This is a genomic window from Streptomyces sp. ISL-10 (genome assembly GCF_018614575.1).
GTDB lineage: Bacteria > Actinomycetota > Actinomycetes > Streptomycetales > Streptomycetaceae > Streptomyces.
Window position 1 is genome coordinate 212681 of record NZ_JAGGOJ010000010.1, and the last position, 26186, is coordinate 238866.

The following is a 26186-nucleotide window of genomic DNA, read 5'->3' on the forward strand; positions in this document are numbered from 1 at the left end:
GGCGCGTTGGAACGACGGAAGCTGATCGGGATAGGGGCGGGGCTGGCGGTTCTACCCGCCTGGTGGGCCCTGCGTCAGGTGGCGAACGCGGCCAAGGGGGACTGGCACACCGACACCGCACCGCTGGAGCGGGCGTTCCCGCTGCTGGGCCCGCTCACCGACGCCAAGTGGGTGAGCAGCCGGGACGACGACCGGGGCGTACCGTCGCCGGAGCTGGTGATCTCGGGCTTCGCCCGGTTGACCCAGGGGAAACTTGCCGAGCTGACCGCGGCCCACGCCTTCGTCTCCGAGGGGCCGGCCGCTGACTTCTCCTCGTGGTTCGAGAAGCCTCTCAAGGGCGAGGGGCCGAATAACGCGCAGTGGATCCGGTCGCACGAGCTCGACCGCGACGGCAGCGGCTACTCCACCAACCTGTGGTTCGACCGTCGCAGCGACACCGTTCGCTTCTGGGCACTCAACCCGTACGGCTAGGCCATTTCGTTTGGATCACCGGACGGACCAGAGAAAGATGCCTGCGACGTGCAGTCCGGCCAGGTAGATGGTCTCGGTCTTCTCGCAGCGGGTGGCGATGCCACGCCATTTGCTTCAGGCGGTTGATGCATCGTTCGAGGTGTTGCGTTGCTTGTATGTCTCGCGGTCGAAGGCGGGTGGCCTGCCGCCCCGGCTGCCTCTGCGGAGGAGGTGGCCCCGCTGGCCGGCTGGGATGGGGGTGACCGCCCGGATACAGCGTTTGCGCAGGTGCTCGCGGATGGCGCGGGAGGAGTACGCCTTGTCGGCCAGGACGAGGTCCGGCCGGGTACGGGGACGTCCACGTCGGCAGGGCACCCGCAAGCGGGCCATCACCTGCGCCAAGGCAGGCGCATCTCCGGCCTGTCCAGCGGTGAGAACGAACGCCCGGGGCCGGCAGTTGCCGCAGCAAGGTGCTTCCTGCGCCGCATGCGGAGTCACCTCGGACGACACGCCCCGGTGCCGTCGCGGGAGTTGCGCATCAGGAGCGCCCGGACGGCCGGGGCGGCGGCACGCCGTAGCCCACGAGGGCATACCGGCCGCTGCCTCGGGTACCCGGGGTCCGTGGAAGCCACCGCTCCATGGCGTTCCTGACGCCCGGGGGCGGCCCAAGTCACCACGGAAGGACGGCATTCGATGTCGAAGGTCGAGCAGTCGATCGAGGTCGATGTACCGGTCAGCACGGCCTACAACCAATGGACGCAGTTCGAGACGTTCCCGCAGTTCATGGAGGGCGTTGAACGGATCGAGCAGCGGACCGACACGCTCACCCACTGGGTGACGGAAATCGCGGGCGTGAAGCGCGAGTTCGACGCGCGGATCACCGAGCAGATCCCGGACGAGCGCGTGGCGTGGACCACCGTGTCCGGTGACGTGCGGCAGGCCGGGGTGGTCACCTTCCACCGTCTCGAGGACGCGAGGACGAAGGTGATGCTTCAGATGGACTTCGACCCCGCCGGAGTCACGGAGAACGTCGGCGACAGGCTCGGGTTCGTCAAGCACCGCACATCGGGCGACCTCACCCGTTTCAAGAGGTTCATCGAGTCCCGGGGCGTGGCCGACGGGTCCTGGCGCGGCAGCATCTGACGTTACCGGCGGCCAAGGCCGCATGGTCAGGCCGCGCGACGGCACCGCTGTCCGTTCATCGGCGGCGTACCGCGAGCGCTGATGCCGTCAGTCAGCGCATGACCGAAGGTTCCCTCGCACCGAGCAGTTGCCGAGGGCCGTTCTCTGGGCATCTCCCTCCTCATGACCTTTCAGGAGGCGCCCGTGAACGACCTGCCATTACCTCAACACCCGCCCGTCGCATGTGCCGTACCCGGCAAGAGCTCCTCCGCCTGCGCCGGCGACGGGGGTGAGGTGGTGTGAAGAGGCTTTTCGGGCCGGTACAGATGTCCGAGCCGAAGGTCTCGGCCGCCGAGGAGGAGTTGTTCGGGGGGCCGCTGCGATACGACATGGGGTGGTCCGAACACGAGCGCGCCGGGCTGGACCTGACCATGGTCACGGCCCTGCGTGCCATGCCGCGGCTGGTGTTCGGAACGCTGCGCCGTGCCTGGCGGGCGGACCGGCCGTCGCTGCTGGGTGTCGGGATCGCCGAGGTCGGGCAGGGCATCGCGGCGGCGGTGGGTCTGTTGGCCGTCAACGCGGTGATGCACGCCCTGTTGGGCACCGGAGACCCGGTCGACCGGCTGCGGGCCGCCCTTCCCGCCCTGATCACCGTCGCGGCCGTCGCCGTGGTCAACGCCGGCTTCGCGGGCTGGTCAACCTCCCGGGCCGGACGCTTGGAACCGCTGGTGGAGCGGGTGGCCACCACCGAGTACCTGGCGGCGGCCACCGCGGTGGAACTGGAGGCGATCGAGGACCCGGCGTTCCGCCGGCTGATCGACGTGGCACAGTACGGGGCCGCATCCGCCCGGCGCATGATCGGGGCGTGTGTCGCCGCGCTCAACGGCACGATCGCGCTGATCGCCACGGCCGGGGTCCTCACCGTCCTGCATCCGGCGCTGCTGCCGATGCTGCTGCTGATCGCGGCCCCGCGCGGATGGGGTGCGATGCGGGTGGCGCAGGAGCGGTATGTGTCGGTGATGACGTGGGTCGAGCACGTGCGGGCCGGCCGCCTGATCGGCAGCCTCCTCACCGAACGCAGCGCCGCCCAGGAGGTGCGGATCCACGGAGTCGGTCCGTTCCTGCTGGACCGCTACCGCGACATGGCGGAGAGCGCCGAGGCCGAGCAGAAGCGGCTCGCGGACGAAAAGGCGATCACCGAGCTGGTGGCGGCGGCGTTCTCCGGTCTGGCGGTGGCCGGTACCTACGCGGTGATGGGATGGCTCATCGTGGCCGGGCACATGGAACTCGCGGTCGCAGGAACCGCGGTGATCGCGGTCCGCTCGGGTTCGGCGAGTCTGGGCGCGCTGGTGATGAACATCAACACACTCCACGAGGAGTCCTTGTACGTCCAGGACCACGACCGGTTCCTCACCGAGGCGGCAGAGCGCGCGATCCCCACGACAGGCGCGTTGGTGCCCGCGCGGATGGACGGTGTCGTCCTGGACGGCGTCGGTTATCAGTACCCCGACCGCGACGAACCGGTTCTGCACGAGGTGTCGTTGTCCGTGCCGATGGGGTCCGTGGTCGCGGTGGTCGGCGAGAACGGGTCGGGCAAGAGCACCTTGATGAAGATCCTCGCCGGGCTGCTGCTGCCGCAGAGCGGCGGCGTGCGCTGGGGCGGTGTGGAGCTGGCCGGCCTGGACCGGGCCCAGCTCTTCCGGCGTGTCTGTCTGCTGACGCAGGACTTCCAGCGCTGGCCCGTGACCGCCGCGATGAACATCCGGCTCGGTCGGCCCGAGCACGCCGCCACGGACAAGGACCTTCAGCCGTCGGTCGACCATGCAGGGGCGTCGACGATCGTGGAGAAGCTGCCCCATGGGCTGCGCACGTTGCTGTCCCGGGTCTTCCGCGGTGCCTCGGAGATCAGTGGCGGCGAGTGGCAGAAGATCGGCCTGGCCCGTACCCACTGGCGTTCCGAGACCGGCAGGGCCGACAGCGTCCTGATCGTCGACGAGCCGACCTCCGCCCTCGATCCCGAAGCGGAGATCGAGGCGTTCGAGCGGATCCGCCGCCTCGCCGGCCCTCGGCGGGCCGTCGTTCTCGTCACCCACCGCATGTCCGGGGTGCGCTACGCCGACAGCATCCATGTCCTGCACCGCGGGCGGCTGGTCGAACAGGGCAGTCACGACGAGCTGATGGCCGCCGACGGGCGGTACGCGGCGATGTTCCGCACCCAGGCCGCGCAGTACGCCCCGGCCGGCAGCCGTACCGTCCCCCGCCCCGGCGCCCCGGCACACCCGCGACCCCCCGGCGCCCCCTCGGCGTGAGCCACGCCGAGGGGGCGCCGGGGGGCCGAGTTGGGGGGTCGGCGCAGGCCGGGCCGTGCAGGCCGACACCGGCGGGCCTATGTCGGCGGGCCGATGTCGGCATTCACGCGGCTGCGGCTGCCCCCGCCGGGGCAAGTTCCGCCAGGCCGAACAGGAGGGCGTAGCCGCGGGGCAGTTCGGCGAGGATGCGGCGCGTGAGGGGTTCGCCCGCCTGTTGTGCGAGAAGGCTGAGGACGGTGCTCGTGGCCCAGCGGGCTTCGGGACGGCTGATGGGTGCGAGGCGGGCAGCGACCGCGTCGACGAAGTCGGGAGCGGTCAGGGGCTGGGTCAGCGGTATCTGCCGGCTGATCAGCAAAGCCGCCTCCGCGGGCAGCAGGCGGGCAAGTTCGCAGCGTTCGTCGCCGCTGACGTGGCCGCCGAGGACGATCAGCACTGCGCGCAGAACGCGTTCGGCTTCCGCGCCGGTGGCATACCGGCCCGAGTAGCGCACCTGCTGGACGAGTTGCTGCCAGTGCACGGTGGGTGGTCCTTTCTCGGTGGACAGGGGCAGCCCCACGGAACGGCACGGGGGCTCGGGGTGGGTCAGATGGCGTCGCGCCGAGCCGGGGGAGGCGGGCGGTCGAGCTCACGAAGGACGGGATCGGCGCGCATCACCATGACGAAACACCTCCAGCCGGTTCAGCCAGTAATGCCCATGCGTTTCACCGGAGAACGTTTTAGCATGTCGTCCAAAAGACGACAAGAGTGATGTCATCCATCGGGTGACACGGCGCGGATGGGCCGATCCATCGAGGCGACCCCTGGCCTGCGCTGTGCGTACGCTGGGATTGCGGCGTCCCCGTGCAGGGAGGAGGCGCGTCATGGCGGGCGGCCATCGTTTCCACCGCGACCAGGACGGTCACTCCATATCGGTGCAGCTCAACGGCGCACGCAACGCAGTCGAGGTGCTGGTGGACGGCAAAGTGGTCGCCTACCGGAACGGGCTCGGCAAGGACACCTCGGTGCTCACCGCCGAGCTGCCCGGGGATCCGCCGCAGCCGTTCCGCATCCTGCTCGCCCCCGTGGCAGGTGCTCACGGGGCACCGTCCTGTGTGATGGAAAGCGCCGGAACGCGTTGCCTGATGCCGCTGGTGCCACTGGGCCGGCCCCACCTGGGCGCACAGCACGGCCCGTCGCCCACCCGGCTCATACGGCGCCGGCTGCGCAGACTGATGCGGCGGCGGGCGAGGCACCGCTAGCCGTGTCCGGTGGAGCGGCCCACCCCCCTCAGCGGGCGCCGGGCAGACACGGAGGGCCTGCCCAGGCTGGTGGGGACGAGCCTTCCGGGGCAGGCTGAGAGGTGCCCCGCCTACGGGCACCCCGGCCGTGTGAAGGGAACTCGGGATGATCCAGATCGCGGATATCCGTGAGTGGCGCACCCACGACGTCGTCGACGCGGACGGGCGGAAGATCGGCGCGCTGGAAGGTGTCTACGTCGACACCCGCACGGACGAGCCGGCCATGGCCACGGTCCAGATCGGTCTGCCCACCCGGCAGCGCCTGGTGTTCGTCCCCCTGGACGGCGCGGTCGTGGGGCCGGGTTACGTCAAGGTGGACTACGACAAGGCGCTGGTGAAGAAGAGCCCCTCCATCGGCACGGACGACATCCTCCCCGCCGCGGACGAGCCGGCGGTGTTCGAGCATTACGGCCTCACCTATCGGCCCGGCGTCAGCGGCGAGCGGCAGCTCGCTCGCCGCTGAGCGCGAAAGGAGGGCCGCACCGTGACACTCTTTCTCCTGCTCGTCATCGTCGCCATCGTGCTGGGCATCATCGGCGCCGTGGCCGAAGGTCTGCTCTACCTGCTGATCATCGGCATCGTGGTCTTCGTCGGAGCCCTTGTCCACCTCCTCCTGCACTGGCGCCGCTCGGGCCGGCGGCCGGTCCGCTGAGACGTCCCGGGGTGCCCCACGTGCCGTCGACCGTAGAGGCAGGCCGGCTCCCTTCCGTCCTGGCCGGCATCCGCCGGATGCTGCACACCGAGTTCCGTGACCCTCGCCTCGTGGCGGTCCACGACACCGAATGTTCCCTGGCCAGGCGAGGACGACTTCTTCCTCCCCGTCGTCGCCGAGAGCCCCGGCGCACGGGTACTCGACCTCGGCGTGGGCACGGGGCGGCTCGCCCTCGGCACGGCGGCCGCCGGCCACACCGTGACCGGCGTCGACCCGGCGCAGGCCCGCTCCGAACGGGGCGCGCTCAGTCGGGCGGAATCCGGGTGCGCGGGCGCGCCCCGGCGGTGGTGACCGCGTCCCCGCATTGACACGCCGCGGGGCGCGAGCGTGACAGGACGCGACAGGGTGCGGAAGCAGCCGGGAATCAGGAAGTGCGCGGTCCCTCCTCGGGCACGCACGTGTTGCCATGGAGGGCGTACGTGCCCGAGCGCGGATGAGACCGACCGCGCGTCCCCGCCTGGGCTCGCGTTGGCCGGCGATGCCGCGATGTGCTGAGGATGCCTGACGTCTCACCAGGCGGTCAGGCCAAGGCGACCAGGCTCCGGTAGCCCTCGTTCCAGAGGTCCTCCTCCGCGTCCGGCAACAGCAGCACGCGGTCGGGCCGCAGCGCGTCGATGGCGCCCGCGTCATGGGTGACCATCACGACGGCGCCCGGGTAGGAGCCGACCGCCGTCAGGACCTCGTCACGGGACGCGGGGTCCAGGTTGTTGGTCGGCTCGTCCAGTAGCAGCACGTTGGCGCCGCAGTGGACGAGCGTCGCCAGGGCCAGGCGGGTCCTCTCCCCACCGGACAGCACACCGGCGGGCTTGTCCGCGTCGTCCCCGGAGAACAGGAACGCGCCCAGCACGCGACGCACTTCACCGTCCGTCAGGTACGGCGCGGCCGCGGCCAGGTTCTCCCGGACCGTGCGTTCCCAGACGAGGGTGTCGTGCTCCTGGGCGAAGTAGCCCAGTCGCAGACCGGGCCCGTGCGTTCTGCCTGGGCGAAGGGGCGCCGTTGCACCCCGCCGCTCGGTGCCGGAACCGTTGCGCCGGTCAGTCCGGCCGAAGATCTGATGAGGCACCGCCTCGCCGGTGACCACAGTCGCCGCATCGTGAGTGCCGCCTGCCCCGGATCCTGACAGCACTCGTGTGCACGGCGGTCCGCAGGACCTTTCAAAGACATGGGGGAACCATGAGCCACCGCATCCGTCTGTCCCGTACCACCGCCGCCATGGTCGCGGCGGTCGGCGCGCCGTCGCCGTCTCATCGCCGCATCGGAGCGCCGCCGCTGCTCCTGCCACCTCTCCGCTGCTTCCTCGCGCCCCAGCAGCTGCCGCCGCACGCCGCATCGGCGTGGTACGCAGGGCCCGTGACGTCCGGACAGCCCGCCCCGCTCCGATGTGCGTGGGGCGAGTCGCTGTCCTCCGTCGCGCAACGTCGTCAGCACTGGGGTGGAGTTCGTCACGCGACGCCCTGCACGTCACGGTCGTCCAGCGCAGCACCACCTGTGCGAAGAAGCTCGCCGCGCTGTGGAAGAGGAAGCTCGCCGGTTGTGCCGGTGAACTCATAGAACAGGACCGGGAGGTGACGATGGCGACGTGCTACGGCCGACTGGACGTCGAGGAAGGTCCGTGCTCACAACGCCGTGGTCTCGGAGATGATCAGGTCGGTCACCGCCTTCAGGCCGCCCTGGGACAGGGCGCGCCGCTGCCGGTCGGCCGGCGTGCCCTGTTGGAGCAGCCGGTGCACGAGGGAGACGACCTCCCGTGTGTCCCCCGCCGCGTCCAGCGCCGGAGTGATGTGCTCCATCAGCTGCGCCACGACGTCACCGGCGCTGCGGCGCTCACCGGTCGTGGTGATCAGGCTGCCGCCGAGACCGTGGCGGGCGGCCTGCCAGTTCGCGGCCTGCAACACCTCCGGAGCGATGGAGGGCACGGGCACGGCCGCATCGGCCTCGCGGATGGCCGTCATGACCAGTGCCCGGACGATGCCGGCGAACATGACCGCTTCGTCGGCGCGCAACTGCACGTCGGGGCAGCGCACTTCGACGGTCGGGAAGCGGTCGGACAGCCGGGCCTGCCAGTACAGCTGCCCGGTGTCGCGGATGATGGCGGTGTCCAGCAGCGTCTCGACCCGCTCGTTGTGGTCCACGAGGTCCCGGAAGGCGGGCGGTGGCCCGCTGACCGGCCAGCGCCCGAAGATCACGGTGCGCCAGCTGGCGAACCCGGTGTCGTGCCCCTCCCACAACGGCGAGTTCGCGGACATGGCGACTAGGACCGGCAGCCAGCCGCGCAGGCGGTTCAGGACGGCTACGCCGGCTTCGGGGCACGGCACTGAGGTGTGGATGTGCAAGCCGTTGACGAGCTGCTCGGCGACCAGCTGCGGGGCCTGGATCTGTAGTGCGCGGTACCTCGACTGCTCCGTCACCAGGGCCGTTCCGTGACCTCTCAGGGGTGGTGTGCCGCACGCGGCCAGCCGGCATCCGTTCGCCTCCGCGGCAGCACCGACGGCATGCCGCAGCCGCAGGAGGTGTCCCCCGGCCTCCTTCAGCTCGGTGCAGATCGTGGTCGCGACCTCGACCTGCACCTGCAACAGCTCCGACTGCAGCTCCTTCGCGTCCACGAGCGGGACGAGTCCGGCCGCTGCCCGCACTTGTTCCGCCAGCGGTACGGGCACCCCCGTGTCCGGATCGAGCAGCAGGTACTCCTCTTCCAGCCCCAGGGTGACCGGCTCCACACAGCCCTCGCAGCGTCGCATCGTCGGACGTCAGGGTGGTCGCACTCTGACGCGGGTGGCGCCCGGGAGACAGCCGGCAGCCGTGATCGAGTGTCGTGGGTGGGCACGTGCGATTGGCGCAGAAGCACCGGTGGCTTCGCCCGAAAGGCGGCGGTGACGTCCCGGAGCGCCGAGACCGCATTGCCGTCACCGTGCTGCCGGTTCTCTGCTCAGCGCCGGGCGGGTCGGGTCCGCGGGCGCACCGGAAGCCCGTGGGGCCACTGGAGCCGTTCGCCTCGCAGGCCGTCCGGGCAGCGACCCCTCACCGGTTGCGGTAGGACCTGTGGCACATGGGGACCCGCCCGCGGATGACCTTCGCGCCGCCGGTGGCGGGCCGCCGGGTTGGTCAGGGTGCACCTGGCGCTGAGCGCCGGACCGCACGAGTGCCCCGGCGGAACATCGGCCTCGCCATCGCGTTACGCGCCCTTCCCGTGCTGAGGTGTGCGGGTTGGACTCGCGCCCAGGCTCCCGAACGTCGCCGGGTTGCGAACCTGCGCACCGACAACGGTGCCACTGTCGACCGCAGCGGCCGCGAAGCCCCTGTTGCTTCCTTCCTTTCACGGCAGCAGGAAAGATCAATGTCAGTGGCCTCTGAGACCTCTGATCTCACTCCCGCCCTGACGAGAGCCGTGGGAGCTGATCTGTCGCCACCTGAACATGACGGAGAGCCAACTTGACCAGGTAGGGGCGCCATCGGGAGCGTGGGGCGAAATTCCCGTAGCGCCCGTCTGTCAGTGCCGGATGCAAGACTGCCCAGCGTGATCGAACCGAACCCGAAGGCGGACCTTCTCCGCTACCTGCAAGACGCTCGTGAAGCCCTGCTGTGGAAGCTCGACGGGCTCTCGGAATACGACATCCGCCGCCCTCTGACGCCCACCGGCACCAACTTGTTGGGGGTGGTCAAGCACAGCGCCGGTGTGGAGTTGGGGTACTTCGGCGACACGTTCGGCCGGCCGTTCTTCGGCGAGGAGCCGCCGCCCTGGTGGTACACGGAGGACGCCGAACCCAACGCGGACATGTGGGCGACCGCGGACGAGTCACGCGAAGAGATCGTCGGGCTGTATCGCCAGGCATGGGAGCACTCGAACCACACGATCGCGACGCTGGCGCTTGATGCCATCGGTCATGTCCCGTGGTGGCCGGAGGAACGACGAGAGACGACACTGCACCATGTCCTGGTACGTGTGATCGCCGATGCCAACCGGCACGCCGGCCACGCCGATATCGTGCGAGAGCTCATCGACGGGGCGGTCGGGTGGGTGAAGGGCAACGACAGCATGCCGCCGGGCGAACAGGCATGGTGGGAGGCCCACCGGCGTCGACTGGAACGCGTGGCGCGGGAAGCCGGCAACGGCTGACCCCTCTGTCGCTGCCGGCTCCTCCGGGTTCGGGTCGGACGGTCCTCTGGTGGCGTCGGCCACTACTCCCCAGTGGTGCCGCTCAACTGGCCTCGGCCCGTTCGGCCTGCGCCTGAGCGCCCTCGCGCCTGGGCGGCAGGAGAACGCCTCCACGCCCGCCGGATCCGGCCCCGCGGGAGCCCGCCCAGGCGTGCACGTGGCCTTCGAGAAAGGCCACCCTTCAGGGAGCACTGAGCGGTTCGAGTCCGAGGGTCCGGTTGAGCCGTTCCTCCACCGCACTGAGGCCCTTGATGCCTTTGGCGAGTTCCTTCCAGCCCCGGTCCATCTGCCTGGCCTTCTCGGTGCTCTGGCTGCTCTCGCCCGTGTCGAGCCGCGTCGCGTCGTAGACGGCGCCGCCACCCTCGTTGATGTGCTTGAGCGCGGTCGACCAGGCGGCCTGGGTCTTCGGGTCGGGGATCGGAGGGTACTCCTGGGCCTCCTTGACGTCGTCGAAGAACCAGGTGAAGTCAATGACCCACATGTCCTGGTCGTGGTGGGAGTAGACCTCCTCGGCCTGGCGGCGCACGCCGGTGATCTGCTCCTCGCCTCCCGACTCGTACCAGAGCTCAACGTTGGCTGCGGTCTGTGCGGAAGTGGTGGCGGACGGGTAGTACGTCGGCGGAGTGCTCTCCGTCGGCGTCAGCAGGTCGGTGATCGCCGTGGTGGTGTCCGCGGGTGTCGGTTCAGTGGCCGGTGCCACGCCAGGAGCGGTGGAACAGGCGGCCAGGTTCACGGCGGCTGTGAGCGCGGTGAACGCCAAGGCGAGGTGACGTGCCGGTTGCTTCATCGCGCGGTCCTTCGCATCGGTTCGACCGGCAGAGGGACGCGGTGGACCATCGGCCCGACCTCCGCATACTCGGTGTCCGCCCGGGTTCCACCATCCACGGTGCCCAGGCCGTCCAGGGTCAGGCGGCCCGTCGCCGCGATGTTGCCGTCCGGGGCGCCCGACAGCGGCTGCGGTCAGGGGCCCCTGGCCCAGTGCTGAGGCGACGCGGGAGACGACCGCAAACAGGTCGGCGCTGGACTCCGGTTGCCTGGAAGATCGCCCGGGGCCGCTCAGGACCTCCAGCCGGGCACCGGGCGTTCGTGGGGTCAGCTCTCGTACGAGCCCGTCGATCCGGTCCTGTGCCGCCGCGGGGGGTACGCGTACGTCCGCCGACGCCCTCGCCATCGCTGGCACCGTGTCGCGCGCGCTGCCGTCGATCGTGATCGTCTCCGGCTGGACTCTCAGCAGCCTCGTACCGAGGGTGCCGACCACCTCGGCACTGTGCGCCACCGCGGAGTGGTTGCCCGAGAAGGACTCGCACCGGACAAGCTCCTCCGGATCGGCGAGCATCACAGGCAACTGGCGCGCGGCCCCCCGGCTCACTGATCCCACCGGTCCCACCGCTTTCCACCCCGTCGCCACATCACACCTCTCCCCTCGGATCGCACGTGTCAGTGAAGCGGCCGCGTGCCTTCCTCCTCCACAGCGCCGCCGCCGCACGGACGACGCTAGGGCGCGGCAAGGGATGTCACCAGCGACTGGATTGCATGGGATCTATGCACCGCAGGCATATGTTGGGGACGAACTCCAGGACCGGACGAAGGTCTGGCGGCGGGAGGAACGTGTATGAGAACGACGCGCTGCGGCGGCTCGTGGCCCTTGCCGAGACCGGGGCGTTCACCAAAGCGGCGGTCCGGCTCAGCTCCACCCAGCCCGCGGTGTCCCGCCGGATCACCAGTTCAAGGAACTGGAGCGACTTGAGCGCGCGGTCCTGAACGACACCGCCTTGCTCGCCTCCGCCCTCCGGCCGTGCCTCATGCCGGCTGGCTGCGCCACCACGGGGAACTGCGTGCCTGGGCAAGGAAGGAACTCGAAGTGAGCGAGGAGGAAGTGCAACTCTGGCCGAAATCAAGGCTCCTCATCCCCATGGCCGGCGTGTCGGATCCGTCAAGAACCCCAGTCCACCCGACGGCCGTCCCGCCGGAAGGACTCCTCGACGCCCGCCCAGTCCTCCACCCATTCACCGATGCAGTTGATCTCCATGCCGGGATCGTCGGCGACACGGATCATGACGCCGACAGCTTCCGCCCGCTCCTCGGGGCTCACGGCGAGATCGGCCAACTTGTCGACCCGGATGTAGCGCCCGGCATCGTCACCCGAGGCAACTCGTCCCACAACCCCGTAGTGCCGCGTGGCCCCCGCGTACGCCGCGATCACCTCCGAACGGTCGGGAACCGCTGTCACACGCAGCTCTGACGACGGGCCGACTGCGTCGGTGCCGCCGCGTTCGGCTACGGCGGCCTGGAGATAGGAGCGTCCGAGTCCGGCAGCAGCCATCCGCAGCGCGGGCAGGTGTGCGGCCGGCTCTTCGTCCGCCCAGGACAGCACGGTCGCCACGTCCTGATTCTGCGTCTCGTCCTCTCGCGCCAGCAGGTCCGTCTCGCATCGCCGCCCCAGTTCACGGGCGAAGTCCCGGGCAAAGGAGGAGGTGGCAGCCGCGCCCTGGGGGCTGCCACTGATGAGCATGGCCACTCCGGCCAGGAGCAGCCTCGCCCCGATGCGTACGAGAGCGTCTCCGCCGGCGCTGTGCGCTTCCGGTCCGATGTCGGGAAGTTCTGTCAGGCTGTGATGCAGTTGGCTCGCCCTGTCCGCGTCGATGGGTCCGGCCTCCCACAGTGCCTCCAGCGCTTGGAGGTAGACCTCACGGTCCCCTTCTCTGCCGTCCTCTGTCAGCGCCCAGAAGAGGACGCCGGACGTGCGCTCGGCACAGGCGGCCGCGAACGCCCTGGCCTGATCGAACGAGGCCATGAAGGCAATGCCCCGTACGCTTTCCAAGATCTTCACGCGGTTCCACTCCAACCGTTTCCACAGCGCGCCCGGGAGCCCGCCCAGGCTCCCGGGGCACCGATCATGCAGTAAGGAGGCGGTCTACGGCCACCAGAAGGTCCTGTACTTGCGATCTCCTCTGCCGGTGACCTGCCCGCTCACCACACCTCCCGAGCGCTTGATCAGATCGCCGCAGATCTCGGGGCAGACTTCCCTGGAGGCCCCGCCCGCGATGGGTTCGCCCCCCAGCTCGTCGATGTACAGCAGGGCGTTCTGCTCGGCGTGCGTGGTTCCGACCTTGTTGGCGGGTACGAAGATGTCGCCGCGCTTCTCTGCCGCGACGGCCTGCGCCGGGCTGAGTCCGTCGCCGCTGCCGGCCACCACATTCCGCTCGAACCATTTCCCGGGCCGGCCGGGGAAGGGAAGCCGCGCCCGGATCACCGCGGTCGTCTTCGTCCTCTCGGCCCACTTCACCGCCTCCTCGATCTGATCGGCCGTCTTCCCCTTGGCCTTCTCCAGGGCGCGTACCTCGCGGAGGTATTGGTCCTGGTAGTCACGAGCGTCCCGTGCCCGGTCCTCCGCCAGTTGCTTGAGCTGCCTGGGCGTTCGGCTGACCGACTCGTCACAACCGCCGTCATTGTGGACCAGTACTGGTGTGCCACCCGCAAGCACGTAGTACGTGTGCAGGTCCGCCACGGTGAGGTTGTGCACGGTGGTCGGCCGCGTCCGGTGCTGAACCGCGCTGATCTGCACATGAGTGCCGGCGCTTGTGCGCAGCCACTGCCCCGGCTGCAGAGCGGCAGCGTCGGTCCATTCGCCCAGCCGGGGTACCCAGAAGGGGTGGCCCGCGGTCGCCGTGACGGTGCCTCGGGTGTCGTTGCCGGTCACGGTGACGTCGACCAGGGTCTTGTCCCCCGTGCCACGGATCTCTCGCGTGACCGGTTGGGCTGCCGTTTCCCCGCTTTCGGGGTCGGTGGCCAACACGAGATCACCAACACGTACATCCTCGATGTCCCGCACGGTGCCGTCGGCCAGGAGGACGGGAGTACCGGGGGCAAAGCTGTTGGGTACCCGGCAGCTCGTGTCTTTGACGGTCCTCACTTCGTCGATGACGACGTTCTCGCCGTCGACGGTGGCCGTGGCCTGCCCACCCTGCGCGATGGCCTTGTCGAAAGCCTTCCGCCCCGGGTCGTGGGAGGCCCCGGGTGTCCGGATCCGCACCGCCGCGTAGTTACCGTTGGGCTTGGCAACGAGGCCGTCGTAGGTGTTGGAGAGGTTGAGCCGCGCGGCCTCGGAAGCGGGCAGTCTGGACACCGCGTCGGGTGACAGGTGTGCCGTGACCGGCCGCTCGTCGATCTTGACATCGTGTTTCTTCGCATACGCGTCGAGCCAGGCCGTCTGCTGGGTCCTTGACAGACTGTCGCCGCCGTCGGCCGGCGGCCCCGCTGCGCTCTGGCCGACGTGGTCCGGTGGGCGAACCGCATCACCACCCTGTGCCATGGAAGTCGCGGCGACCGGTGGGTTGTCGGCGAGGCTCTGGAGAAGCGAGGCCATCTCCCGGAGCAGCTGCTGACGCCGGTTGTTCAGCCGTTGCTTGTCGCTCTTCAACTGGTTGACGCGCTCGTTGTGCGCGTTCATGTCGGCGGCGAGCTGGGACTTCTCGGCTTCGAGCTTCGCCTTGTCGGCGTCGAGCTTCGACTTCTGGGCCTTGATCGAGCCCAACTCGTTCCGGAGCCTCGCCCGCTCGGCGTCGAGTCGAGCCTTCTCGGCGGCGTACGCGTTGTACTGTGCGGCTTGCTCGGGCAGCCGGAAGCGATTCGGCTTGGCGTTGTGGGCCGAAACCCTGGCTTGGTAGCTGTCAATCCGGGTGTTGTGGGCGATGATTCTGTTGCCGCAGCGGGCGTCCTCCTTGTTGTAGGCGTCGGCGTGTGCGTTGAATGCGACACTGCGCTTGGCGAGTGACTCCTTCGCCGCCGTCAGCGCGTCCTCGCGGCGGGGCAGCGACGCGATCTCTTGGGCGAATGAGGCGATCCGAGCATTCAGGCCAACGGGGTAGTTGCTGCCCGGCCTGAGCGGATCGGGCGTGGCGGCGCCGGCGGACTGCGCAACGGCAGACGGATCGAGTCTGACGGTCGCGGAGTTCGCGCTCGCCTCCGCTCCCGTGTTGAGCACCGGTACCAGCGTCGAGACAATGATCAGGAAGATGAGGCGCCGCACGGCAATCGGAGCGCGGAGGGCCGTTTTCAGAGCGGTCTTGTTGATCACGGTCATCCGCTCGCTTTCGCGGCGAACCGGTCAGTGATCCTTGTGACGGCCGGCTTGCCGTTGCCCGCCCCGCAGACCGCCACTTGCAGGACGGTCCTGCCCTTCAACCTCGCCTGGCGGTGGCAAGCCCACCCGTCGCCCGCGACCTGCGCCGCCGTCCAACCGAGCGTCTCCGAGGTGGCGGTGTCGGTCGTGTAGGCCCACTTGGAGGTACGTCCGTCCTGGTCGGTCCTTATCGCGGACTGACATGATTCGAGACCGTCGCTCAGCGTGCGGAACACCGCTCCGGCCTTGTCGCTGTCGGAGTACACGCCGATGACCTGGGTCACCGTGTAGTCACCCACGCCTGCGGAGTCCTGGTAGGTCGCCGACAGGAACGCGGTCCACTCGCGACCGTAGACCGCCTGGGTCGCCGGCCCCACTGCCACGGCACAACTCGACGGATCGGCCTCGAGAGCACGAGGCGGCTCACTCGCTCCCGGGCCGGAGACCAGCGTGATCCCAGCCAGCTTGCTGACCTCGTCCGGGGTGAGGGCATCCGCCTGGACCGTTCCCTCGACCACGCGCAGGGGGATGGCCTTTGGCTGATCCGGCCGGGCCCACCAGCCGACGCCGGCCAACACGAGGCAGATGACGACGGCGCCGGCCGATACCGCTCGCCGATGTCTCGGCAACAGACGGCGCAGCCGTCCGGGTGGTCCCGGCGGGAGCGGACGACCCGACGGCCCGCCTGACGCGCTGCTCGGGCCGGCCTGGCCGTGAGACGAGGCGGCAGCGTCGGCCGCCGCGCCGCGCCCGCCCAGGCCCCGACTGGAGTGGACTGCCACTAGTCGCCCCCTCCCCCGCCACACGAAGAGCCGCAGGAAGGAGTCGTACAGCCGCCTGGCTGGCCGGGCCGCGGCCGCCTGCACTTCGCCCCCGCCGGGACCAGTGCGCCCGTCGGCACCGTCCACAGTTCCTTGTCCGCGCTGAGCCCCGCCTCTTCGATCAGGGCCACGGTCCGCAGGTGCTCGTCCGGGGCATGGTCGGGGGTGTCCGGTCCGTCGGGACAGTGGTGTACGAAGCGTCCGAGCCGAGCGCACAACTCGGCATACTGTGCCGTGTGCAGGATGAGGGCGTGCCATCCCTCGTCGACCAGGCGCGAGGGCCGGATGGGTTTCGTCGGGAACTTCACGGCGGCCACGACGAACTTCAGGGCTTCTTCGACGAGGCGCCTGGCCGTGGGCTCGTCCATGCCGGGGTTGTTGTCCATGACCGTTGCGGTGACACTCCCGAACGCGTCAGGAGCGAGTAGGTCTCGTACATCGTGCATGTGCGTGTCTTCCTTCCTGGTGTGATTCCTCTGGCACCCACCTCGGCCGTTTTCGACCTGCCAGGATCGATCCGGCCGGGCGGGGGGTCTCTGTCTCGTCAATGCCGGGAGGCGATGATCAGGAGCAGGACCACGATCCCCAGGGCGATCAGGCATCCGGAACCGCCCCCGGAGGACCCCTTGCGGAACTCGACCACCCCTCCGGGGACGGTGTGTGGGTGGCATCGTGCGTAGTGGGTCTCGATCGCCTGTTGGCCCTGGGATTCGCTCCCCCAGGCGGTGCGGTGCCCGCACTCGCCGCACCGGTATCGGTAGCTGTCGGCCATGCCGGTCTCCTTCTGTGCTCGTGGGTTACGTGTGGCCGCTGACACGTCCTGTCGGACGCTAGGAGCGGTCGGTGAAATCGCCGTGAAACAACGGGCCGTACCTCAGTCGTCGCCCCGCTCGGCACCCGGTGGACGGATGCCGGCCAGGTGCTCGGCGAGCGCGTGGAAGACGAAGACATTCGGGATTCCGGATGCCACGGTGCCCAGCAACTGCCACCGGCCGGCCACGCGGACGGCGACGGAACCGTGCCGGGTGTCGATCCGCTGGACCTGCGGCCATCGCATCGACATCCGTCCGGAGCCGACCTCGTCCTCGGTGATCCAGACTGGGCCGAAGGTGAGCCGAGCTCCCTGGGCGAGCGCGGCCAGGGCCTGCGGCACCTGGGCGTCGGTGACGGCCCTACGGAGCTCGGGCTCCCACACCTCCGCGTGGCCGAAGTCGCCGCCGCGCAGCACGATCCGCTCACCGTCGACGTCGTTGAGGACGTAGGCGCGGGTGATGCCCTGCGGGGACAGAGCTGTGCGTTGACGCACCACGGCGGTGTCGCTGCGGATGACGTGGATCCGTCCGTCCACGACGGCCGTGATTCCGTGCTCGAAGAAGTCCAGCCGTGCACCCGCGTTCACCCTCTTCCTGCCGATGGGACGCCGCAGTCGGCGTGCGCCCGCCGCAGCGGCCCGCGAGATGACCCGGATCGCCGCTCCCCGCCCACCGTGTGCGCTGACTCCATGCAGTGCTGCCCGATAGGTGGCGCGTCGCCTGCCGAGATGTCCCCGGCCGGCAGCTTCGGAGATCCTCGCCAGCAGCAACTCCGCGTCGCGGTCGCGGGGGGTCCCTTCCATCACGCCACACCCGCCAGGCCGGGGCCGGGACTTACGTCGTCCTCACGCAGGATCGCCCACCGTGCCCGCCGCAGCAGTTCGCCCGGGGCCACCCCCAGATCGTCGGCGAGCCGCCTGCGGGTGCGGTCGAAGACGACCATCGCCTCGGCGCGCCGACCGCCGCGCTGCAGCGCGCGCATCAGCAGCGCGGCGACCGGTTCGTTCAGCGGCTCTTCCAGGGCCAGGGCGGACAGTTCGGCGATCGCCTCGGCGACTCGGCCGAGCCTCAGCTCCCAGTCCGCCTTCCGCTGCGCCAGGGTGACCCTGCGCTCGGCGAGCCGCAGCCGCTCCAACTCGGCCAAGGGGCCGGGCAGACCGGCCAAGGGCTCGCCACGGAAGAGATCCAGCGCCCGGGCGCACAGCCGCACCGACTCCGACAGGTCACCGGCCCGCTCGGCAGCTCCGGCCGCGGTGACGAGTTCCTCCACGCACGCCACGTCCACCTCGACCACACCGCGAACCAGCCCGTAGCCGTACCGGTCGCGCCTGATCACCGGGTTCGGGCACTCCCCGAGACGCAGGCTCTTGCGCAGCCGGTACACATAGACCGGTACGACGTTGCCGCCCGGCGACTCCATCCCCCATACGCCGTCCAGCAGTTCCTGCCGGCTGACCGACCGGTCAGGGCTCAGCGCCAGCGCCGCCAGCACTGCCTGCTGCCGGACCGGGCCGACGTCCACGGGCCGCCCGGCGAGCCACGCCCGCAAAGGCCCGAGCAGGGAGACCCGAAGCCATGGACCGGGTGCGGGGTCAGTCTGCCGACGGACAGTGATCTCGGGTGCCACCGCCTGCCTGCGCGGACCCTGTCCGGGCACGACCAGACCGCAGTCGAAGGCATGCACGATGGCAGCGGTCCGGTCAGGCAGTCCCAACTTCACCAGGATGCACCGTAGTTGTTCCGCCACCACATGTTCCGGAAGCGCGAGCCCGTCGGCGATCTCGGCGTCCCCCAGGCCGCATCCGAGTGCGTAGAGCACCTCTCGCTCGCGAAAGGTGAGGGCAGCGACGCTCGGGCTTCCCTGGAGTGCGGTTGTCGTCGGCATGGCGGTTCCCCGTTCTCCGGACCGGTTCGATCCACTCGATCCGGTCGATCCCGTCGATGCCGTCGACGGTCGCCGAGGTGGAGGAAACGTGGACAGGCCATTGAGGCGGTCATATGTGGCCGGTGACCGCGCTAGAGTCCCTCACCTGCGAAAAGTTGACATCTTGGGGGGAAGGGCCGTGACTTGTGGCCAGTGAGTTCGGTGAGGTGCTGCGGCGGCTGCGGGTCCAGGCGGGGATGACCCAGGAGGAGTTGGAGAGGCGTTCCGGGGTGAGCGTGCGCACCATCCGCGGTCTGGAGACCGGCAAGCGCCCCAACCCGCGCATGACGACGGTGCAGGAGCTGGCCAAAGCGCTGCCGCTACGGCCCAAGGAGCGCGAGGAGTTACTGAGCGCCGCCGTCCCCCGGAACGCGGACGACGGCCGACCAGGCGAACCCACCGACGAGCCCGCGACCGGCCGGCCGGATCCGAGGCAGCAGGCCTCGGAAGAGCCGGCTCCGGCACCGCCCGACGCGCCGACCGAACCCGCAGAGCAACTCGCGAAGCAGGTGGCCGCACGCTGGCGGCGCGAAGAGGAACAACGCCAGGTCCAAGACCCGTTCCCACTCCCCGTCCGCTGGCGGACAGCCCCCGAGACACTGACCGACCACTGGGCCAACATCCTGCGACTCCCCGCGCGAGCCACGGCCGACCCCCTCGACCTGGACGGCCAACTGCACGAGGTCACCGACACCTACCGGCGCATCCCCTCCGGACGGCTGGTGGTACTGGGCAGATCCGGCTCGGGAAAGACGATCCTGGCCCTGCGCTTCGTCCTCGACCACCTGAAATCGCGCAGCCCGCAGGAACCCGTGCCGGTGATCTTCAGCATCGGCGCCTGGAATCCCACCACCATCACCCTGCGCGACTGGCTGACCGCCCAACTGACTCGCGATCACCCCGGCTACGCCGCACGGGGCCCCGGCAGGGAAAGCCTGGCCTCCGCCCTGGTCGAGTCCGGCCGCATCCTCCCCGTGCTCGACGGCTTCGACGAGATGGCCGACGGACTGCGCCGCCCCGCGCTGGAAGCCCTCAACGCCACCACCCTCCCCCTCCTGCTCACCAGCCGCCCCGCCGAATACGCCGCCGCGGTCGCCGAAACCGATGTGCTGACCTCCGCCGCCGCGATCGAACTCACCGACCTCACCGTCGACGACCTGGCCGACTACCTGCCCCGCACCACCCGCAAAACCGGCCGCGCGAACCCCAGCGCGAACGCCTGGGACCCCGTACTGACCGAACTGCGCGAACAGTCGCAGGAACAATCCACGTCCCCCCTCGCCACGGTCCTGACGACCCCGCTGATGGTCGCGCTCGCCCGCACCATCTACAGCGACACCCCCGACCACGATCCGGCCTCGCTCCTCGACACCAAGCGATTCGGCAGCCCGGAGAAGTTGGAAGACCACCTGCTGGACAACTTCATCCCCACCGTCTACCGCCACCGGCTCCACCGGAGTTCGGCCGGCAGGCCACACCGCGGCTTCGACCCCGAACGCGCCCGGCACTGGCTCGGCTACCTCGCCCACCACCTGACCCGGCTCAAGACACCCGACCTCGCCTGGTGGCGACTCGGCAACGGCATGCGCCGCTCCACCCGCACGCTCGTCACCGCCCTCGTGACCGGACTGGCCATCGGCCTCGTCGACGGCACCGTCAGCGCCGCCTTCCACGGCTCGTTCACGGGCGCCACCGTGGACGGGATGCTCGTCGGGTTCCTTGCCGGCCTCATGTTCGGGCTCGTCCACTGGTTCACGTACTCGGTCAAGGGCAAGCATGTCAGGCCGTCCGCCGTGCGCCTGCGGATCCGCGGCAGACCAGGGCCCATCACATGGACGACCGGCCCCCGACTGGTGATCGGAACACTGGGCGGGGCGATCTTCGGCTTCGCCTACGGATTCGTGGTCGGCATGGTGCACGCGTACGCCTGGAAAGCCGGACTTTCGACCGGGCTGCACATCGCGATCGTCGACGGGACCGTCTACGGCCTGGTCTTCGGCGCCGGTGCCGGACTGACCTTCTGCCTCCTCGGCCTGCTCGAAACCCCGCTCGACCTCGACTCCGCAGTCAACCCACGCAGCCTCCTGAACACCAACCGCGGCACCGTGATCACCCAACTGCTGGTGTGGGCACCCGCCTTCGGCGCAGTGGTCGGATTCGGCAGCGAAGCAGCGGTCGACCTCCTGCAAGGGCCACTGGGCCCACTCGTCTGGCCGCCCGACGCCAGCCTCGTGCTCGGCATCATCAGTGGCCTCGGCGCCGCTCTCGGCTACGCCCTCACGCTGACCGCCTGGGGCCAGTGGCTCGTCCTCACCCGCATCTGGCTGCCGTTGACCGGACGTCTGCCCTGGGCGGTGACCACGTTCCTGGAGGACGCCTACCAGCGCGGCGTACTGCGCCAGGCCGGCGCGGTCTACCAGTTCCGCCACGCCCGCCTGCAACACCACCTCGCCCACGCTCACCGAACACTCCACGCTCCCGGCCGGCCGGGCCGTCGCAGCGAGCGCCCCCAACGCCTCGGGTTTCACGACGATTTCATCGCTCCTCCCTAGCGTCTGGCACCACAGCACCAGCCAGAAACTGCCATCGGACCCAGGGGGACACCCAATGCCGAACACCAACCGACTCATGCGCCGCGCCAAAACCGTGGCCCTCGCGGCGGCAATGACGGCCGCCGCCGCCCTCACACCCACCGCCGCGCACGCCGACGAGCCCCCTCGCCACTACTACATCGAACTCGGCGGCACCGGCTCCGCGGCAGACGCGCCCGGGTGCACCAGGACGTACTACTACGCCAACCAGCACCTGGACGGCGGAATCCCCGTCCCCGTCTGCTACCCGGCCAGCGCCGGCCCCTGGCTCAACGGCCAGAACACGCCGGACGTGGCCGCGCCGAGCTACGACAGCAGCGTCAAGCAGGGATACGACAACCTCCTGGCCGCCGCCGAGGAAACCCACCGCAAGGACCCGGCCGCACGCCTCACGATCGTCGGCTACTCCCAGGGCGCGCAGGCCGCCGACCACGTTCTGGAGACAATCGCCAACGGCGGCTCCGACATCCCGCGGGAACTGGTCAACGGCATGCTGTACGCCGACCCGAAGCAGCCTGACACCGGCCTGTGGGCCAAGGTCCCCAAGGGCTTGGGCGCCCTCGGCTTCACCTCCACCGGCCCTGGCCCCAAGGAGTTCCCGGGCGTCCCGGTCGCCCGCTTCTGCATCCGCGGCGACATGGCATGCGATGCCACGTCGCCCGTAGCCGCCTTCGACTTCTTCCTCACCGACAAGCACAGGCGCTACGCGAATGACGGAGACGTCATGACCCAGACCCTCGCCAACGACGGCGCCGACGGAATCTTCTGGTACTAGTCTCTGGTACTGGCCTCGATCTTTCGTGACGGCCCGTCGGTTCCTCCGGCGGGCCGTTTCCGTTGCTTGGGCCTGTCCACCGCCTGGAGGCCGGCCGGCCGCACGGCGGGGGTGCGCGGACGCACAACCGCCGGTCGGTCAGCCCCACATCCCGAAACCGAGCTCTTCGAAGAACGTGCTCCCCTTCCCGTCCTCGCCGGTCAACGGAGTGCCCTCGCCAAAGCCGGCCGGGCGTCGGTCGGCCCCGGCGGCCGGCCTGGAGGGCTCGTGCCCGCTCGGCGGCACGCAGCACCGGGCAGGCCGATCAGCGTACAGCGTACGCAGTGATGCGCAGCGATGCGCCTCGCTTGCTCCGAAGCAGGTGTGACCGAGCCGCCGCGCAGTGTGAACCGGTCCCCCGGTGCCGGACGGCGTGCCGTCGCCTCCTTGTCGGCGTAACGTCCCCAGTGGGACGGGGCCTGTGCACCCCCCGCTCCGCGGGGTGGACGAGCGGCGCCGGTGCGACCCGCCGGTGCTAGGTCACCGCTTGTGGCGCCCGGGCCGGCGCACCCGGTGGACCACCCGCCCCGGACAACGCTCCGCGCCGCTGGAGGTGTCTCGTGACCAGCACGGGTGGTCCGGCCACCTTCACCAAAGGGGTGGATGCCGCTGTCGCGGAGACGGTGCACAGAACCGGTGCCACCATCGGTGCCCTGTACGTGTGCGCGCCGGATGAGGCGGTGCTGTTGCTGGAAGTGCTGTGCGGGGCACCGGCCGACTTCGCCGCCCCGTGGGCAAGGGTCCCGGTGGCCTCTCCCGCCCCCGTGGCCGACGCCGTACGCGATGGCCGCCTCGTCTGGGTGGGCAGTCAGGAGGAGATGGCCCGCGCCTACCCGCGTACGGCGGTTGCCCTGCCGTACCCCTGCGCGGTGGCCGCCGCCCCCGTCACCGGCACACGGCGGTGGGGGTCGCTGCTGTTGATCTGGCCCGCCACCCGCCCGCCCCATATGAGCCGGCGGGAGCAGGGCCACATCGCTTCCAGTTGCCGAAGACTGGCCCGGCTCCTGGAGGAAGCCGTGGAGTCCGGGCAGGGACCGGTCCCCGGTGCACAGCCCCGCGTACTCCCCGTCGCCTCCGGCATTCGGGCCGGGCGACCGGCACCGGCCGCCGCCGACTTCGCCGAGCGGCTGCCCGGCGGATCCTGCGCACTGGACCTGGAAGGCCGTATCACCTTCCTCACCTCGGGGGGCGCCGAACTGCTGGACCGCGACGCCGATCAGCTGCTGGGCACCCTGCCCTGGCAGTCGCTGCCCTGGCTCGACGATCCCACGTACGAAGACCGCTACCGGGCCGCCGTGATCAGCCGCGAACCCGTGATGTTCACCGCCTGCCGACCGCCGGACCAGTGGCTGGACTTCCACCTCTATCCGGACGCCAGTGGCATCAGCATCCGCATCGTTCCCACCGGCGCGCAACCCCCGTCCTCCCCTGCGCCGCGGTGGTCCGCGCACACCGCCGCCGCACCGGCCCGTGCGGGGCAGCTCTACCAACTGATGCACCTGGCGGCCACGCTGACCGAGGCGGTCGGTGTGCAGGACGTCGTCGATCTCGTGGCCGACCAGATCATGCCCGCCTTCGGTGCCCAGGGTCTGGTCCTGTCCACCGCCGACGCCGGCCGGCTGCGGATCACGGGGCACCGCGGGTATCCGGCTCAGGTCATCGAGCGCCTCGACGGCCTGCCGATCGACACGCACTTCACCCCGGCCGGGCAGGCGCTCACCAGTGGCATCCCTTCGTTCTTCGCCACCGCGCAGGAGATGCGGCGGATCTACCCCGAGGCGCAGACGATCAGCGGCAAGCAGGCCTGGGCCTTCCTGCCCCTGATCATCTCCGGCCGCCCGGTGGGCTGCTGCATCCTGTCGTACGAACATCCGCACACGTTCTCTGCCGAAGAACGCGCCGTCATGTCCTCGCTCGCCGGGCTCATCGCGCAGGCCCTGGACCGCGCCCATCTGTACGACACCAAGCACCAGCTCGCCCACGGCCTCCAGCAGGCGCTGCTGCCGCACACACTTCCCGAGGTCGCCGGGCTGAACGTCGCCGCCCGCTACCTGCCGGCGACCCGCGGCATGGACATCGGCGGCGATTTCTACGACGTGATCCGGCTCGGCGACACCGCTGCCGCGGCCGTCATCGGGGACGTCCAGGGCCACAACGTCGCTGCGGCCGCCCTGATGGGACAGGTCCGCACCGGCGTCCACGCCCACGCCACCCTCGGCTCGTCCCCCGACGAAGTCCTCTCCCGCACCAACCGGCTCCTGAGCGATCTCGACCCCGGCCTGTTCACCAGCTGCCTCTACGCCCACATCGACTTCGCCCGGCACCGGGTTCAGCTCGCCAGTGCGGGCCACCCGCCACCGCTGCTGCGCCTGCCCGGCCACCGGACGCTGCCTGTCTCCGTCACCCCCGGCCCGCTGTTGGGCATCGTCCCCCGCGCGAGCTACCCCGTCACCGAGATCCCGCTCGTCCCGGGACTGCTGCTCGCCTTCTACACCGACGGTCTCGTCGAAGCGCCGGGGACCGACCTCGACGACTCCATCGCACAGCTCGCGCGCCGAATCGACGACGCCGGCGAGGGGGACCTGAATCGCCTCATCGAGAGCGTGCTGCGGCAATCCGGCCCCACCCGGCAGCGCACGGACGACATCGCGCTCCTGATGCTGCAGTCCGGGAACCTCCCGTCAGACGGGCCCGCCTGACGGCAGCCGAGTCGGACACTCACGCCCCGTGCGGGTGCGGGCACCCACGGACGGCGGCGAGCGCACCGCAGATCCGCGCGGCGGCGCGGCCTCGGACGACACCCGTGGCCGGCCCCGAGATCCCGCCCCGGGCCGGATCCGCTGTTTCGGCTCGATGCCCGTGGGCACCAGCGCTCAACAGGGACGCACCCGATACGGAAGAGGGAGTCGGCCCGATGTCTACAGGAACACTTCTGGCGATCATCATTCCCATCGCAGCGGTGGTCGCCCTGATCGCACTGGCCGTGGCAATGACCATGCGGCGACGCCGTCGCCTGCGTGAACGCTTCGGCCCCGAGTACGACCGCACCGTCGAGGAAGCCGGCGGCCGGCGGGCTGCCGAACATGAACTCACTGCCCGTGAGAAGCGCCATGCGTCACTCGACATCCAGCCCCTGGCCGAGGGTGCCAGGGACCGCTACGCCCGGGAATGGGTCGGCGTGCAGGAGGAGTTCGTGGACCGGCCCGTGGATGCCGTGCACGACGCGGACCGGCTCGTGACCTCCCTCATGCACGAGCGCGGCTACCCCACCGAGGGGTACGAACAGCAGATGAGGGACCTCTCGGTCCAGCACGGCCGCACGCTGGAGCACTACCGGGTCGCACATGAGATCAACACGCTGAGCACGGCGCAGCGCGCCACCACCGAGCAGCTGCGGGGAGCCATGGTGCACTACCGGGCTCTGTTCGACGAGCTGCTGTCCGACGGAGATCAGGCCGGGCCCGCCCGGGCCTGATCCGCACGCATTCGCACGGGAGAGATCATGCGGGACAAAGACGCGACAGGGCCCGCCGAGAGCGGACTGACCACTGAGGACATCGCCCGGGGCCCAGGCGGCGGAACGGGCGAGGGACAGGATGCCGGGCCACCGGTCTACCCCGGCGAGGAAACCGGCGGCACCGCCGACACCGGTGACACCGGCTTCACAGCCGACGCCGCCGGCACCGTCACCGCGCCGGAAACGGGCGGCGCGCCCGCACCGGCCGAGGAAGAAGCGGAGAGCACCTCTGCGGCGACCCCGGGCGACGCGGCGGAAGAGGAGTTGCTGGCACCTGAGGACAAGGAGAGTTTCCGTACCCGCTGGCAGGCGATCCAGAACGACTTCGTCGACGACCCCCGCGAGGCCGTGCACTCCGCGGACGCGCTGGTGGCGGACGTCATGCAGAAGCTGGCCGCGACCTTCGCGGAACGCAGGGAGGGCCTTGAGGAGCAGTGGAACCGGGGCGAGCAGGCGGACACCGAGAGCCTGCGCGTGGCGCTGCGGGAGTACCGCTCCTTCTTCAACCGGCTGCTGGCCACATGACGGCGCCGGCCGCTTTCGTGAACACCCCGGGCTCCGG

General features: G+C 70.2%; 24 protein-coding genes and 2 pseudogenes. 14 read left to right on the forward strand and 12 right to left on the reverse strand.

What is annotated here, in order from left to right; all coding sequences use genetic code 11:
• Positions 1–6 precede the first annotated feature (6 nt).
• On the forward strand, positions 7–471 hold the full coding sequence (locus J7E88_RS11425; protein ID WP_251022454.1) for a hypothetical protein: 465 nt from the start codon (positions 7–9) through the stop codon (positions 469–471).
• A gap of 15 nt (positions 472–486) precedes the next feature.
• Here the strand turns inward: J7E88_RS11425 and J7E88_RS37395 are convergent.
• Positions 487–990: pseudogene (locus tag J7E88_RS37395) on the reverse strand (transposase); the annotation flags it as partial.
• Between the two features lie 153 nt (positions 991–1143).
• Here J7E88_RS37395 and J7E88_RS11435 point away from each other — a divergent pair.
• Positions 1144–1593 (forward strand): SRPBCC family protein, encoded by a 450-nt coding sequence (locus tag J7E88_RS11435; protein ID WP_215179754.1) that lies wholly within the window; start codon positions 1144–1146, stop codon positions 1591–1593.
• A gap of 305 nt (positions 1594–1898) precedes the next feature.
• Positions 1899–3881, forward strand: coding sequence for an ABC transporter ATP-binding protein (locus J7E88_RS11440; RefSeq protein ID WP_215179756.1), 1983 nt, complete (start codon positions 1899–1901; stop codon positions 3879–3881).
• 103 nt (positions 3882–3984) lie between these two features.
• On the opposite strand, the gene J7E88_RS11445 is transcribed toward J7E88_RS11440, so the two are convergent.
• Positions 3985–4398 (reverse strand): DUF2267 domain-containing protein, encoded by a 414-nt coding sequence (locus J7E88_RS11445; RefSeq protein ID WP_215179758.1) that lies wholly within the window; start codon positions 4396–4398, stop codon positions 3985–3987.
• A gap of 343 nt (positions 4399–4741) precedes the next feature.
• Between J7E88_RS11445 and J7E88_RS11450 the strand changes: the two genes are divergently transcribed.
• The 4 genes from J7E88_RS11450 (at position 4742) to J7E88_RS11465 (ending at position 6161) form a co-directional block, all read left to right on the forward strand.
• Complete coding sequence (locus J7E88_RS11450) at positions 4742–5119, forward strand: hypothetical protein (protein WP_215179760.1); 378 nt, start codon at positions 4742–4744, stop codon at positions 5117–5119.
• 145 nt (positions 5120–5264) lie between these two features.
• Positions 5265–5621 (forward strand): PRC-barrel domain-containing protein, encoded by a 357-nt coding sequence (locus tag J7E88_RS11455; RefSeq protein ID WP_215179761.1) that lies wholly within the window; start codon positions 5265–5267, stop codon positions 5619–5621.
• Positions 5622–5642: 21 nt separating this feature from the next.
• The gene (locus J7E88_RS11460; RefSeq protein WP_215179762.1) at positions 5643–5810 is read left to right on the forward strand and encodes a hypothetical protein; all 168 of its coding nucleotides are present in this window, start codon (positions 5643–5645) and stop codon (positions 5808–5810) included.
• 96 nt (positions 5811–5906) lie between these two features.
• Positions 5907–6161: a class I SAM-dependent methyltransferase gene (locus J7E88_RS11465; protein ID WP_215179763.1), complete on the forward strand. Its 255-nt coding sequence runs from the start codon at positions 5907–5909 to the stop codon at positions 6159–6161.
• A 229-nt stretch (positions 6162–6390) separates the two neighbouring features.
• On the opposite strand, the pseudogene J7E88_RS11470 reads toward J7E88_RS11465, so the two are convergent.
• Together J7E88_RS11470 and J7E88_RS11475 are read right to left on the reverse strand one after the other, a co-directional pair.
• Positions 6391–6840: pseudogene (locus J7E88_RS11470) on the reverse strand (ATP-binding cassette domain-containing protein); the annotation flags it as partial.
• Between the two features lie 646 nt (positions 6841–7486).
• A complete protein-coding gene (locus J7E88_RS11475; protein ID WP_215179764.1) occupies positions 7487–8608 on the reverse strand; it encodes a glutamate--cysteine ligase in 1122 nt (373 codons plus the stop codon).
• A 776-nt stretch (positions 8609–9384) separates the two neighbouring features.
• On the opposite strand from J7E88_RS11475, the gene J7E88_RS11480 reads away from it, so the two are divergent.
• Positions 9385–9984 (forward strand): DinB family protein, encoded by a 600-nt coding sequence (locus J7E88_RS11480; RefSeq protein ID WP_215179765.1) that lies wholly within the window; start codon positions 9385–9387, stop codon positions 9982–9984.
• 220 nt (positions 9985–10204) lie between these two features.
• On the opposite strand, the gene J7E88_RS11485 is transcribed toward J7E88_RS11480, so the two are convergent.
• On the reverse strand, positions 10205–10810 hold the full coding sequence (locus J7E88_RS11485; protein ID WP_215179767.1) for a hypothetical protein: 606 nt from the start codon (positions 10808–10810) through the stop codon (positions 10205–10207).
• 821 nt (positions 10811–11631) lie between these two features.
• Here J7E88_RS11485 and J7E88_RS11490 point away from each other — a divergent pair.
• Positions 11632–11784: a LysR family transcriptional regulator gene (locus tag J7E88_RS11490; protein WP_215179768.1), complete on the forward strand. Its 153-nt coding sequence runs from the start codon at positions 11632–11634 to the stop codon at positions 11782–11784.
• Positions 11785–11956: 172 nt separating this feature from the next.
• Here J7E88_RS11490 and J7E88_RS11495 read toward each other — a convergent pair whose 3' ends face one another.
• The 7 genes from J7E88_RS11495 to J7E88_RS11525 form a co-directional block, all read right to left on the reverse strand.
• A complete protein-coding gene (locus tag J7E88_RS11495; RefSeq protein ID WP_215179770.1) occupies positions 11957–12853 on the reverse strand; it encodes a hypothetical protein in 897 nt (298 codons plus the stop codon).
• An 84-nt stretch (positions 12854–12937) separates the two neighbouring features.
• On the reverse strand, positions 12938–15106 hold the full coding sequence (locus J7E88_RS11500; protein WP_215179772.1) for a polymorphic toxin-type HINT domain-containing protein: 2169 nt from the start codon (positions 15104–15106) through the stop codon (positions 12938–12940).
• Positions 15103–15663 carry a sensor domain-containing protein gene (locus J7E88_RS11505; protein ID WP_215179774.1) on the reverse strand — a complete coding sequence of 187 codons (561 nt, stop codon included), beginning with the start codon at positions 15661–15663 and terminating at the stop codon, positions 15103–15105. The genes J7E88_RS11500 and J7E88_RS11505 overlap by 4 nt, the downstream gene beginning before the upstream one ends.
• A gap of 263 nt (positions 15664–15926) precedes the next feature.
• Entirely contained in the window at positions 15927–16412 is a 486-nt protein-coding gene (locus J7E88_RS11510) for a hypothetical protein (protein WP_215179776.1), read from the reverse strand.
• A 98-nt stretch (positions 16413–16510) separates the two neighbouring features.
• Entirely contained in the window at positions 16511–16738 is a 228-nt protein-coding gene (locus J7E88_RS11515; protein ID WP_215179778.1) for a hypothetical protein, read from the reverse strand.
• Positions 16739–16840: 102 nt separating this feature from the next.
• Positions 16841–17581, reverse strand: a complete 741-nt coding sequence (locus tag J7E88_RS11520; RefSeq protein ID WP_215179779.1) for a DUF6585 family protein — start codon at positions 17579–17581, stop codon at positions 16841–16843.
• Entirely contained in the window at positions 17581–18663 is a 1083-nt protein-coding gene (locus J7E88_RS11525; protein ID WP_215179781.1) for a BTAD domain-containing putative transcriptional regulator, read from the reverse strand. The genes J7E88_RS11520 and J7E88_RS11525 overlap by 1 nt, the downstream gene beginning before the upstream one ends.
• A 185-nt stretch (positions 18664–18848) precedes the next feature.
• Here J7E88_RS11525 and J7E88_RS11530 point away from each other — a divergent pair, with 185 nt between their 5' ends.
• From J7E88_RS11530 to J7E88_RS11550, 5 genes are all read left to right on the forward strand, one after another.
• Positions 18849–21254 carry a helix-turn-helix domain-containing protein gene (locus J7E88_RS11530; RefSeq protein ID WP_215179783.1) on the forward strand — a complete coding sequence of 802 codons (2406 nt, stop codon included), beginning with the start codon at positions 18849–18851 and terminating at the stop codon, positions 21252–21254.
• 55 nt (positions 21255–21309) lie between these two features.
• Positions 21310–22068, forward strand: a complete 759-nt coding sequence (locus tag J7E88_RS11535) for a PE-PPE domain-containing protein (protein ID WP_251022456.1) — start codon at positions 21310–21312, stop codon at positions 22066–22068.
• Between the two features lie 599 nt (positions 22069–22667).
• Positions 22668–24806 (forward strand): SpoIIE family protein phosphatase, encoded by a 2139-nt coding sequence (locus tag J7E88_RS11540; protein ID WP_215179785.1) that lies wholly within the window; start codon positions 22668–22670, stop codon positions 24804–24806.
• A 215-nt stretch (positions 24807–25021) separates the two neighbouring features.
• Positions 25022–25582 carry a hypothetical protein gene (locus tag J7E88_RS11545; protein ID WP_215179787.1) on the forward strand — a complete coding sequence of 187 codons (561 nt, stop codon included), beginning with the start codon at positions 25022–25024 and terminating at the stop codon, positions 25580–25582.
• Positions 25583–25609: 27 nt separating this feature from the next.
• On the forward strand, positions 25610–26149 hold the full coding sequence (locus J7E88_RS11550; protein ID WP_215179789.1) for a hypothetical protein: 540 nt from the start codon (positions 25610–25612) through the stop codon (positions 26147–26149).
• The last annotated feature ends 37 nt before the right edge of the window (positions 26150–26186 follow it).